Raw genomic sequence first — 12,325 nt, 5'->3', positions numbered from 1 at the left:
TCCGGCCGCCCGAGGCGGTTTCCGGGCCGGTGGTGCCCGAGTGGAAGGTTGGCCGACCGAAGGCCTGTGCGGCCGCGCTTTGCCGAAACTTGGCAATCGCGGCCGCTGTTACTGCGAGTAAGTCGCGCACGTTGATCTGTCGGACCCCGTCCGGGTGTCAACTGTTTTGTCCATCCCCTGCGGGGCACCGAGGGTCGCCGTCCGGCGCCGGTGGGTCGCTCTCCGGTTGTCCAGCCGTTACCAGCGAGTAATGAAGCCCCTTGTGCGGGCGGCGAGAATGCACCACGATCGGCGACGCTCGGTCCATCGCCCGTCCTCCGACAGCCGGTCGGGGCCGCGGGCGCCCTGGGTCCCCACCGGGCAGGACCGGCGGCAGTGGAGCCGGTTCTCGGACAGGGGGGTCTTCGCCCACCCGGCGAAGCCTGTCCGGCAGGTTGTGCGTGATGCGTGTCAGGCGCGACCAGTGGTTGTCGCTCGGGGGTGATCGCCGGTGATTCGGACGCTTCGTGCGCTGCCGAGCACGGCGCTCCCCTTCCCGAGGACGTAGCACTTCTCCCATCCCTGCCCGGCTGCCCGCCTGTTGACGGTGCGTCGGAGCAGGAGATGTACGTCCGAGAAGGAGGAAATATGGAGTCCCAGGTGCGTGGCGGGACCAGATGGAAGCGGTTCGCCGTGGTGATGGTGCCCAGTGTGGCCGCCACGGCTTGTATAGGCATCGCGATGGCGCAGGGTGCTCTCGCCGCGTCGTTCAGTGTCTCCGGCCAGTCGTTCAAGGTGACGGCGGACCAGCTCGACGGGACGGGCTTCGCCCAGTACGGAGCGCTCGACGAGGGGCACACCCTCAAGGGCGAGAAGACGGCTCACCCCGTCGCGGTCTCGGCGTTCCGGACCGCGGAGATCACGAACATGTGCCAGTCCGTGGTGACCCCGGGCATCCCGGGGCTCGGCTCGGTCAGTCTGATACTGAGGGCCGGCGGTGGCGGCACCCCGGTCCGTGCGGAGAACCTGTACATCGACGTCGCGAACCTCGAGGCCGACGCCACCTTCCACAACATCGACATCGGTGTGGCAGCCAAGGACGCCAACAAGGGTCCGGGCATGAAGGGCGGCAACGAGCAGGCGAACCCGTACGGCTTCGCGCAGCAGGCCGACTCGGCCACGCTGAAGAAGGTGAAGCAGACGGCGTGGGCCACCACCGCCGGAACCTTCAAGCTCAGCGGGCTGAAGATGTCGCTGTCCACGGGTGTCAAGGAGTGCTACTAAGCACTCGCTGACGGGCGGGGGAGCCGGTGGCGCCCCCGCCCGTCCACCTTCTTGCCGCGTCTTCACACGCGGTGCACATCACGACCACAGCAAAGCCGTACCAGGGAGCTGTTTTCCATGAGCGCCGAGACTCCTGCCGCCTCCGGCCAGTTCACCCGCCGCAGGCAGCAGTTCCGTGCCTGGCGAGGCGCACGGCCGTTCTGGGCCGGCCTGTTCGTCGCGCTCGGCGGCTTTCCGATCATGTACTTCCCGTATGCGAATCTCCGGGTCGGCCATCTGACGCTGACCATGGCGACCACCGCGGGCGCGGGGTCTCTGATCATCGGGGTGCTGCTGGTGGTCCTCGGCGTCAGTCTGTGGGTCCAGGAGCACATCCGGGTCTTCGCGGGTGTCGCGGCGATCCTGCTGGGGCTCGTCTCCATTCCGGTGTCCAACTTCGGTGGCCTCGGCATCGGCTTCCTGCTCGCGCTGGTCGGCGGGGCGATGGCCGTCGCGTGGGCGCCGGGCGTCCCGCCCGAGCAGGAGGTGCAGACGGCTCCCCCGGGCCGGGGCGGCTTTCCGCAGAGCGCGGAACCCGGCACCACGGCCACGGGACGCGTGAAGGACACCACGGCAAGGGAGGACGGGGGTCCCTCCCGGGCTCCTGAGGCACAGGGCGAGAACGATCTGTCAGGAACGAGCCCGGCGAACGGGGCGAACGGGAGGCACAGTGCCGGCTGACGAGGTGACCCGCGGGACCGATGGGGAGACGTTCCGTGTGAGAACCGGGCCGCGCCACGCGGCACCCAAGAAGCCGCTGTTCACCAGACTCCACATGCCTGCCGGGAAAGCGATCGCCCTCGCGGCGATGCCGACCGCGGTCCTCATGGGAATGGGGTTCACGCCGACGCTCGCCCAGGCCGAGGACCGGCCGCAGGCGAAGAACCTGACCGCAGACGAGTACAAGGACTGCCTGAAGGCCCTGGAGGAGTCCGAGGACGACGCGTCCTCCCCGGCGAGCGACACGGCGGCTCCGTCCCCCGGCGCCGACGCCACCACGGAGCCGAGCCCCTCGGCCTCCGCCGGGGACGGCAGGACCGCGAACCCGGGCACGGGCGAGGGCACGGACAACGGCTCGTCCTCTTCACCTCCTTCGTCGGGGCCGGGTCCGGGTTCGGGTCCGGGTCCGGGTTCCGGTGACTCCGGCGACGAGGAGGAGCCCGCGCCCGCTCCGTCCGCGGCCTCGGGCGCGCGGGGTTCCGGAGGGCAGAGCGAACCCGCGCCCACGCCCTCGGAGACCGGGCGCAACCTCCTGGAGGACATCGGGGACGCCGTCAAGGACGTCCTCACCCCCCAGGACAGGAAGGCCGAGGAGAGCCCGAGCCCCACCCCGTCGGCCTCCGCCGTCGAAGCCGTCGAGAAGGCCACCGAAGCCGCGAAGGACACCGCCGGGGAAGCCGCCGACACGGCGGCCGGGGCGGCGGAGGGCGCGGGGGAGGCGGCCGAGACCCCGGCGGCCCCGGAGGCTCCGGAAACCCCGGCGGCCCCGGACCCGACGGATCCCGTCACCACCTCGCCGAGCCCCTCCGCGTCGGCCGCACCGCCCGCACCGTCCGGGAGTGCCGCGACCGACCTCGACGGCTGTCCGATCGCCACCGACGCCGAGGGCGGGGTCGACAACAGGGTCCCGCTGCCCGAGGACCCCTGGTTCCTGAACGCCAGTTCGCTGCTGCTGAGGGGCGCCGACTACCGGGGCATCGTCGAGGTCCGGACCGCGAGCGGCAAGGTCAAGAAGGTCCTGAAGTACGTGGTCTCCGACGGCACCGACATCGGCGACCTGCACCAGACGGTCGAGGACAGGTCGATCGGCAAGACCCACCACGTGCAGGCGGCCAAGGGGTCGATGTCCACCATCCGCGACGGCGACACCGTGATGTACACGGAGCGCATCTCCGGCAAGCTGCTCGGGCTGATCCCCGTCACCTTCGACCCCGAGAACCCGCCGCCGCTCAACATCCCCCTGATCTACTTCACCGATGTGACGGTCCAGCAGGCCGGCCAGTTCGGCGGCACCCTGCACGTACCGGGACTGCGGCAGTACGTCACCTGAGTACCGGCGTCGGCCCCTTCCGGCTTCCGGGAGCCGCACACCGCCGAGGGCGCCCCCTGGAGAGAGGGCGCCCTCGACGTCGTGCACGCGGGTGGGTCAGCTGTGGGGTCCGCCCATGTGGTGGACGCGGACCATGTTGGTGGTGCCGGGGACGCCGGGCGGCGAGCCGGCGGTGATCACCACGATGTCGCCCTCGTCGAAGCGGTGGAGCCGGACCAGCTCCTGCTGGACCAGGTCGACCATCTCGTCGGTGCTGTTCACGAACGGCACGACGTGCGGCTCCACACCCCAGCTGAGCGCGAGCTGGTTGCGGGTGGACTCGTCCGTGGTGAACGCCAGGATCGGCTGGCCGGTGCGGTAGCGGGACAGCCGCCGGGCCGTGTCGCCGGACTGGGTGAAGGCCACCAGGCCCTTGCCGCCGAGGAAGTCGGCGATCTCGGCGGCGGCACGCGCCACCGAACCGCCCTGGGTACGCGGCTTCTTGCCGGGCACCAGCGGCTGCAGGCCCTTGGACATCAGCTCCTGCTCGGCCGCCTGGACGATCTTCGACATCGTCCGCACGGTCTCGACCGGGTACGCGCCCACGCTCGACTCGGCCGACAGCATGACCGCGTCGGCGCCGTCCAGGATCGCGTTGGCCACGTCGGAGGCCTCGGCGCGGGTCGGACGGGAGTTGGTGATCATCGACTCCATCATCTGGGTCGCCACGATCACCGGCTTGGCGTTGCGCCGGCACAGCTCGATCAGGCGCTTCTGCACCATGGGGACCTTCTCGAGCGGGTACTCGACGGCCAGGTCGCCGCGGGCGACCATCACACCGTCGAACGCCATCACGACGTCCTCCATGTTCGCCACCGCCTGCGGCTTCTCCACCTTGGCGATGACGGGCACCCGGCGGCCCTCCTCGTCCATCACGCGGTGGACGTCGGCCACGTCCTTGGCGTCCCGGACGAAGGACAGCGCGACCATGTCGCAGCCCATGCGCAGCGCGAACCGCAGGTCCTCGATGTCCTTCTCGGACAGCGCGGGCACGTTCACGGCCGCGCCGGGCAGGTTGATGCCCTTGTGGTCGGAGATGACACCGCCCTCGATGACGATCGTCCGCACCCGGGTGCCCTCGACGTCCAGCACCTTCAGTTCGACGTTGCCGTCGTTGATCAGGACCTGGTCGCCGCGGGAGACGTCGCCCGGCAGGCCCTTGTAGGTCGTTCCGCAGATGGTCCGGTCGCCGGGGACGTCCTCGGTGGTGATGGTGAACTCGTCACCGCGCACCAGCTCGACGGGGCCCTCGGCGAAGGTCTCCAGACGGATCTTCGGGCCCTGGAGGTCGGCGAGGACGCCGATGGCCCTGCCGGTCTCCTTGGCGGCGGCACGGACCCTCTCGTACCTGCCCTGGTGCTCGGCGTGCGAGCCGTGGCTGAAGTTGAAGCGGGCCACGTTCATGCCGGCTTCGATCAGGGCGACGAGCTGCTCGTGGGAGTCGACCGCGGGGCCGAGAGTACAGACGATTTTGGAACGGCGCATGGGGCGATCCTATCGGTTTGTTTCGCTCCGGAATATTCCGTCTGGCGGAAGATACATATGAGAAAGTCGCTGCTCAGTTGCGCTTTCCGGCCAGTGCGTAGGTCTGTGTGGCGATCTCCATTTCCTCATCCGTCGGTACCACGGCGACCGCGACCCGCGCACCCGCGGGCGAGATCAGCCGCGGCCCGTCACCGCGCGCGCCGTTGCGCTCGGCGTCGACCGCCAGACCCAGTTCCGTCAGGCCCGCCACGGCCGCCTCCCGTACCGGAGCGGCGTTCTCGCCGACCCCGGCGGTGAACGCCACCGCGTCCACTCGTCCGAGAACGGCGTAATAGGCGCCGATGTACTTCTTCAGACGGTGAATGTAGATGTCGAACGCGAGCTTCGCCTGTTCGTCGCCCGCGTCGACCCGGCGGCGGATCTCCCGCATGTCGTTGTCACCGCACAGGCCGACCAGTCCGCTCTTCTTGTTGAGGAGAGTGTCGATCTCGTCGGCGGACATGTCGCCCACACGCATCAAATGGAAGATGACGGCCGGGTCCATGTCTCCGGACCGGGTACCCATCACCAGCCCTTCCAAGGGCGTCAGCCCCATGGAGGTGTCCACGCACCGTCCGCCCCGCACCGCCGAGGCGGACGCCCCGTTGCCCAGGTGCAGCACGATCACGTTCACGTCCTCGGGTGCCTTCCCCAGCAGCCGGGCCGTCTCCCGGGACACATACGCGTGCGAGGTGCCGTGGAAGCCGTAGCGGCGGACGCGGTGCCGGTCGGCGGTCTCTACGTCGATCGCGTAGCGGGCGGCCGACTCCGGCATCGTGGTGTGGAAGGCGGTGTCGAAGACGGCGACCTGCGGCAGGTCCGGGCGCAGCGCCATGGCGGTACGGATGCCCGTCAGGTTGGCCGGATTGTGCAGCGGGGCGACCGGGATGAGCCGCTCGATCTCGGCGAGCACCGCGTCGTCCACGACGGTCGGCTCGGTGAAGTGCATCCCGCCGTGCACCACCCGGTGCCCGATCGCGGCCAGTTCGGGGGAGTCGAGCCCCAGCCCGTCGAGGGCCAGTTCCTCGGCCATCGCCTTCAGGGCGGCGTCGTGGCCGGCGACCGGGCCGGTCCGCTCGCGTGTTCTCCCGCCCGACGCCAGCGGCGTGTGCCGGACCAGCGAGGTTTGCTCGCCGATCCGCTCGACCAGGCCGGACGCGAGCCGGCTGCGGTCCCGCATGTCCAGCAGCTGGTACTTCACCGACGAGGAGCCGGAGTTGAGGACGAGGACCCGGGAGGGGGCGGCCGAGTGCGGCTCGTCGGGCAGGGCGGTGGTGGGGGACGGACGGGCGCTCACTGGGTGGCTGCCTTCTCGTTCGGGGCCGGGGACCCGGCGACGGACTGGGCCTGGATCGCCGTGATGGCGACGGTGTTGACGATGTCCTGGACGAGGGCGCCCCGGGACAGGTCGTTGACCGGCTTGCGCAGACCCTGCAGCACCGGGCCGACCGCGATCGCGCCGGCCGAGCGCTGCACGGCCTTGTAGGTGTTGTTGCCGGTGTTCAGGTCGGGGAAGATCAGCACGGTCGCCTGCCCGGCGACCTCGGAGTCCGGCAGCTTGGTCGCCGCGACCGACGGCTCCACGGCCGCGTCGTACTGGATCGGCCCCTCGATCCGGAGGTCGGGGCGGCGGGCCCGCACCAGCTCGGTCGCCTCGCGCACCTTGTCGACGTCGGCGCCGGAGCCGGAGGTGCCCGTCGAGTACGACAGCATCGCGATCCGCGGCTCCACCCCGAACCGCGCGGCCGTGGCCGCCGACTGCACGGCGATGTCGGCGAGCTGCTCGGCGTCGGGGTCGGGGTTGACCGCACAGTCGCCGTACACCAGGACCCGGTCGGCCAGGCACATGAAGAAGACGGAGGACACGATGGAGGAGTCCTGCCGGGTCTTGATGATCTCGAAGGCCGGCCGGATGGTCGCGGCCGTGGAGTGCACCGAGCCGGACACCATGCCGTCGGCGAAACCTTCCTCCACCATCAGCGTGCCGAAGTAGTTCGGGTCCGAGACGACGTCGTAGGCCAACTCGACACTGACCCCGCGGTGGGCGCGCAGGGAGGCGTACTTCTCGGCGAAGGCGTCGCGCAGCTCGGAGGTGGCCGGGTCGATCAGCTGGGTGTCGCCGAGGGCGATGCCGAGGTCGGCGGCCTTCTTGCGGATGTGGTCGACCGGCCCCAGCAGGGTGAGCTCGCACACGCCTCGGCGCAGCAGTACCTCGGCCGCGTGCAGCACCCGCTCCTCGCCGCCCTCGGGCAGGACGACCCGCTTGAGGGCGGAGCGGGCCTGTTCGAGCAGTTTGTGCTCGAACATCATCGGCGTGACGCGGTCGCTGCTGGGCGCGGAGACCCGCCGGGTGAGGTCGGCGGTGTCGGCGTACCGCTCGAAGAGGCCGAGCGCGGTCTCCGCCTTGCGCGGGGTGGCCGCGTTCAGCTTCCCCTCCAGGGAGAACAGCTGCTCGGCGGTGGGGAAGCTGTTGCCGGGCACCGACAGGACCGGGGTGCCGGGGGCGAGGCGGGCGGCGAGGGTGAGGATGCGGTCGTCGGGCACCTCGTCCAGGGTCAGCAGCACCCCGGCTATCGGCGGGGTGTTGGTGCTGTGCGCGGCCAGCGTGCCGACGACCAGGTCGGCGCGGTCGCCCGGAGCGATGACCAGGCAGCCCGGGGTCAGAGCGGCGAGGAGATTGGGCAGCATGGCGCCGCCGAAGACGAAGTCCAGGGCGTCGCGGGCCAGCCCGGAGTCGTCGCCGAGCACCACCTTCGCGCCCAGGGTGTGGGCGATCTGGGCCACGGTGGGGGCGGCCAGCGCGGGCTCGTCGGGCAGGACGTAGCAGGGCACCGGCAGCCGGGAGGCGAGCCGCTCGGCGATCTCGTCCCGGTCCTCGACGGCCACCCGGTTGACCACCATGGCGAGTACGTCGCAGCCCAGCGTCTGGTAGGCGCGGAAGGCGTTGCGGGTCTCGTCGCGCACCGACTCGGAGCTCTGCCTGCGGCCGCCCACGACCGGGATCACCGAGGCGCCGAACTCGTTGGCGAGGCGGGCGTTGAGGAACAGCTCGTCCGGGAACTGGGTGTCGGCGTAGTCGGTGCCGAGGACGAGGACGACGTCGTAGTCGCGGGCGACGGCGTGGAACCGGTCGACCAGCGTCGACACCAGTTCGTCGGAGCCGCGTTCGGCCTGGAGGGCGGACGCCTCCTGGTAGTCCATGCCGTAGACGGTCGCCGGGTCCTGGGTGAGCCGGTAGCGGGCGCGCAGCAGTTCGAAGAGGCGGTCGGGGCCTTCGTGCACCAGGGGACGGAAGACGCCCACCCGGTCGACCTGCCGGGTCAGGAGTTCCATGACCCCCAGTTCGACGACCTGGCGGCCGTCGCCTCGGTCGATGCTGGTCACGTACACACTGCGGGTCACGCGTGCTCCGTTTCGTCGGGGGTCTCGCGGCGCTTGTCGGCCCTGCGGGATCCGGCCCGGACGCCGCGCTCGCCGGAGCGGGCTGATCCCCCTCGACAGTACCTCCGGCGCTGGTGGGGGGCCCGCCTGTGGGATGCGGCCCCGGGCCCGGGGCGCGGGGCCGGGGCGGTTTTCGGACAGGGCCGGGCGAGCGGCCGGACCGGGGACCCGACGAGCGGCCGGGGCGGGGAACCGGTGGGCGGCCGGGACGGGGGGCCCGGCGGGGCCGGGCGGCATGGAACAATCGGAGCTGGCTCACCGGTATCCACAGCGACCAGGAGACGACAACACGATGCGCATCGGAGTTCTCACCGCAGGCGGCGACTGCCCCGGCCTGAACGCCGTGATCCGGTCGGTTGTGCACCGAGCGGTCGACAACTACGGCGACGAGGTCATCGGCTTCGAGGACGGCTACGCGGGCCTGCTCGACGGCAACTACCGGACCCTCGACCTCAACGCGGTCAGCGGCATCCTGGCCCGCGGCGGCACCATCCTCGGTTCCTCCCGGCTGGAGCGCGACCGGCTCCGCGAGGCCTGCGAGAACGCCTCGGACATGATCCGCGACTTCGGTATCGACGTGCTCATCCCGATCGGCGGGGAGGGCACGCTCACCGCCGCCCGCATGCTGTCGGACGCGGGACTGCCGGTGGTCGGCGTCCCGAAGACGATCGACAACGACATCTCCTCCACCGACCGCACCTTCGGCTTCGACACCGCCGTCGGCGTCGCCACCGAGGCGATGGACCGGCTGAAGACCACCGCCGAGTCCCACCAGCGGGTGATGGTCGTCGAGGTCATGGGCCGGCACGCGGGCTGGATCGCCCTGGAGTCCGGCATGGCCGCCGGCGCCCACGGCATCTGCCTGCCCGAGCGGGCCTTCGACCCGGCCCAGCTGGTCAAGATGATCGAGGCGCGCTTCGCCCGCGGCAAGAAGTTCGCGGTGATCAGCGTCGCCGAGGGCGCCCACCCCGCCGAGGGCACCATGGACTACGGCAAGGGCGAGATCGACAAGTTCGGCCACGAGCGCTTCCAGGGCATCGGCACGGCGCTCGCCGCTGAACTGGAGCGCCGCCTCGGCAAGGAGGCCAGGCCGGTCATCCTCGGCCACACCCAGCGCGGTGGCACGCCGACCGCGTACGACAGGGTGCTCGCCACCCGCTTCGGCTGGCACGCGGTGGAGGCCGCGCACCGCGGGGAGTTCGGGAAGATGACGGCGCTGCGCGGCACCGACATCGTGATGGTCCCGCTCGCGGAGGCCGTCACCGAACTGAAGACGGTCCCGCAGAACCGCATGGACGAGGCCGAGTCGGTCTTCTGACCGGCCCCGGCGGCCGGGGAGGAGACGCGCGCGGGCCCGCCCGCGCCGGCCCCGGCCGCCCCGCCCGGCGTCGAAACCGGCACCGTGAACGCGGTGGTCGGCTGACTCGGCGCGAAGAGGACCGTCAGCGGGGACGGCCGGTCGATCCGGTCGAGCCGGTCCAGGGGGAGCGGAAACGGGAGAGCGGGCAGGCCGCAGACGCCCGTACCACCCGGGCCGGCGGGACGCGCGGTGCGAGGCGCGGGGCAGGGCGCCGTACCCGGTGAAGGCTTCGGCGCCTCAGCACCTCACCGCCCCGTCACCCACCGGTACTGCAACTCCGGCCGTCCCACGGTCCCGTACTGCGGGTGCCGGGCCGCGCGGCCCGCGTCCACCAGGTGCTCCAGGTAGCGGCGGGCGGTGATGCGGGAGATGCCCACCGCCTCCGCCACCCCGCTCGCGGTCAGGCCCTCCCCGGCGTCCCGCAGGACCACGGTCACCCGCTCCAGGGTCGGCGCGCTCAGGCCCTTGGGCAGGGCGGCCGGTCCGGGGGCGCGCAGAGCGGCCAGCGCGCGGTCCACCTCGGCCTGGCCGCTGGCCTCGCCCACGGACGCGCGGAACTCGGCGTACCGCACCAGGCGGTCCCGCAGCGTCGCGAAGGTGAACGGTTTCAGCACGTACTGGACGACGCCCAGCGACACCCCCTCGCGCACCACCGCGAGGTCCCGTGCCGAGGTCACCGCGACGACGTCCGCGTGGTGTCCGGCCGTCCGCAGCGAGCGGGCCAGCTGCAGTCCGTGCACATCGGGCAGGTGCAGATCGAGGAGGAGCAGGTCGACGGGGGTGCGCTCCAGCGCCCGGCGGGCCTCGGCGCCCGTGGTCGCCTTGCCGACCACGACGAACCCGGGCACCCGGCCGACGTACATCACATGGGCGTCGGCGGCGACCGGGTCGTCCTCCACCACCAGGACGCGGATGGGTCTGTCGGTCATGCCCCGCCTCCCGCGCCGGAGCCGACGCCCTCGGCGTCCGCACCGCTGCCGGCCGTGACCGCGCCGACGGCCCGCAGCGGGAGCCGTACCTCGAAGTGGGCGCCGCCCTCCTGCGCCGAGGTCACCGTCAGCGTGCCGCCGTGCCGGTGCGCCGTCTGCCGTACCAGCGCCAGACCCAGCCCCCGGCCGTCCGGCCCCGACGGCTTGGTCGTGAAGCCGCGCTGGAAGACCGCCTCGGTGTGGTCCGGGGCCACGCCCGGGCCGGTGTCGGACACCTGCAGGATCAGCTCCGTACCGGCGTCGGTGAGGGCCGTGACCGTCACCCGGGCACTGAGGCCGCCCTGCGCCGCGTCCACCGCGTTGTCGATCAGGTTGCCCAGGATGGTGACCAGGTCGCGGGCGGGCAGGCTCTCCGGCAGCAGCCCGTCGTCCAGTCGGCTGGCCGGTGAGACCACCAGCTCCACGCCCCGCTCGTGGGCCTGGGCCGTCTTGCCCAGCAGCAGTGCGGCCAGCACCGGCTCGCCCACCGCCGCCACCACCTGGTCGGTGAGCGCCTGGGCGAGCTCCAGCTCGGCGGTCGCGAAGTCCACCGCCTCCTCGGCCCGGCCCAGCTCGATCAGCGAGACGACGGTGTGCAGCCGGTTCGCCGCCTCGTGCGCCTGCGAGCGCAGGGCCTGTGTGAAGCCCCGCTCCGAGTCCAGCTCGCCCATCAGCGACTGGAGCTCGGTCACGTCGCGCAGGGTCACCACGGAACCGCGCCGCTCACCGCCCGACACCGGTGAGGTGTTCACCACCAGCACCCGGTCCGCCGTGAGATGCACCTCGTCCACCCGGGGCTCCGAGGCGAGCAGCGCGCCCGTCAGCGGTGCCGGGAGACTGAGCTCCGCGACCGACCTGCCCACCACGTCCTCCTCCGGGGCCACCCCCAGCAGCTCCCTGCCACCGTCGTTGATCAGCGCCACCCTGTACTGCCCGTCCAGCATCAGCAGCCCCTCGCGCACGGCGTGCAGCGCGGCCTGATGGTAGTCGTGCATGTGGCTGAGCTGCCTCGCGTTCATCCCGTGGGTGTGCCGGCGCAGGCGGGCGTTGATGACGTACGTGCCGATCGCGCCCAGTCCGAGCGCGCCGGTCGCGACCGCGAGCAGGGCCGTCAGCCGGGCCTGCGCGCGCTGGCTTATCTCCTCGACCCGGATGCCCGCGCTGACCAGGCCGACGATCCGGTCGCCGTCCCGGACCGGGGTGACCGCGCGGACGGACGGGCCGAGGGTGCCGGTGTAGGTCTCGGTGAACGTCCGGCCCTGAAGGGCGGGCCCGGTGTGGCCGCGGAAGGGCAGGCCGAGCTGGTCCGGGTCGGGGTGGGTCCAGCGGATGCCCCGCGGATCCATGATCGTGACGAAGTCGATGTCGGTGTCGCGCACCACCGCCAGCGCGTACGGCTGGAGCGTGGCCGAGGGGTCGGGGGTACGGATCGCCTCGCGTACCGAGGGGGAGTCGGCCACCGAGAGGGCCACGGCCCGTGTCTGGTGGCTCGCCGCCTCCTCGGCCTGGCTGCGGTCGCTGAAGTAGCTGAACAGGGCGTATCCCACCACGAGGACCGCCACCAGCACCGCCTGCATGGCGAAGAGCTGGCCCGCGAGGCTGCGGGGCCGGGGGAGGGCGATGCGCATCCCGACAGTGTGC

The 12,325-nt window shown here is 71.8% G+C and carries 9 protein-coding genes; 4 read left to right on the top strand and 5 right to left on the bottom strand.

The window, feature by feature from the left end; translation table 11 throughout:
* Nucleotides 1-627: 627 nt before the first annotated feature.
* The 3 genes from ACTWJ9_RS09525 (at nt 628) to ACTWJ9_RS09515 (ending at nt 3,352) form a co-directional block, all read left to right on the top strand.
* Nucleotides 628-1,263, top strand: a complete 636-nt coding sequence (locus ACTWJ9_RS09525; RefSeq protein ID WP_279333799.1) for a DUF6230 family protein — start codon at nt 628-630, stop codon at nt 1,261-1,263.
* Between the two features lie 117 nt (nt 1,264-1,380).
* Nucleotides 1,381-1,983, top strand: coding sequence for a DUF6114 domain-containing protein (locus tag ACTWJ9_RS09520; protein WP_443295572.1), 603 nt, complete (start codon nt 1,381-1,383; stop codon nt 1,981-1,983).
* Nucleotides 1,973-3,352: a hypothetical protein gene (locus ACTWJ9_RS09515; RefSeq protein WP_443295571.1), complete on the top strand. Its 1,380-nt coding sequence runs from the start codon at nt 1,973-1,975 to the stop codon at nt 3,350-3,352. The genes ACTWJ9_RS09520 and ACTWJ9_RS09515 overlap by 11 nt, the downstream gene beginning before the upstream one ends.
* A 96-nt stretch (nt 3,353-3,448) precedes the next feature.
* Here ACTWJ9_RS09515 and pyk read toward each other — a convergent pair whose 3' ends face one another.
* The 3 genes from pyk to pta form a co-directional block, all read right to left on the bottom strand.
* Nucleotides 3,449-4,876, bottom strand: coding sequence for a pyruvate kinase (gene pyk / locus ACTWJ9_RS09510; RefSeq protein ID WP_279333795.1), 1,428 nt, complete (start codon nt 4,874-4,876; stop codon nt 3,449-3,451).
* A 73-nt stretch (nt 4,877-4,949) separates the two neighbouring features.
* Entirely contained in the window at nt 4,950-6,212 is a 1,263-nt protein-coding gene (locus tag ACTWJ9_RS09505; protein ID WP_279333794.1) for an acetate kinase, read from the bottom strand.
* Nucleotides 6,209-8,317: a phosphate acetyltransferase gene (gene pta / locus ACTWJ9_RS09500; RefSeq protein WP_387039670.1), complete on the bottom strand. Its 2,109-nt coding sequence runs from the start codon at nt 8,315-8,317 to the stop codon at nt 6,209-6,211. Before pta ends, ACTWJ9_RS09505 begins: the two co-directional genes overlap by 4 nt.
* Nucleotides 8,318-8,648: 331 nt before the next feature.
* Between pta and ACTWJ9_RS09495 the strand changes: the two genes are divergently transcribed.
* Nucleotides 8,649-9,674 (top strand): ATP-dependent 6-phosphofructokinase, encoded by a 1,026-nt coding sequence (locus tag ACTWJ9_RS09495; RefSeq protein ID WP_384207478.1) that lies wholly within the window; start codon nt 8,649-8,651, stop codon nt 9,672-9,674.
* A gap of 287 nt (nt 9,675-9,961) precedes the next feature.
* Here ACTWJ9_RS09495 and ACTWJ9_RS09490 read toward each other — a convergent pair whose 3' ends face one another.
* A complete protein-coding gene (locus tag ACTWJ9_RS09490; RefSeq protein ID WP_443295570.1) occupies nt 9,962-10,645 on the bottom strand; it encodes a response regulator in 684 nt (227 codons plus the stop codon).
* Nucleotides 10,642-12,312 (bottom strand): sensor histidine kinase, encoded by a 1,671-nt coding sequence (locus ACTWJ9_RS09485; protein ID WP_279333788.1) that lies wholly within the window; start codon nt 12,310-12,312, stop codon nt 10,642-10,644. The genes ACTWJ9_RS09490 and ACTWJ9_RS09485 overlap by 4 nt, the downstream gene beginning before the upstream one ends.
* Nucleotides 12,313-12,325: the final 13 nt, after the last annotated feature.

It is taken from the genome of Streptomyces sp. GDS52 (assembly GCF_052246875.1).
Taxonomy (GTDB): Bacteria; Actinomycetota; Actinomycetes; order Streptomycetales; family Streptomycetaceae; genus Streptomyces; species Streptomyces cathayae.
This window is presented reverse-complemented; position numbering and strand designations above follow the sequence as displayed.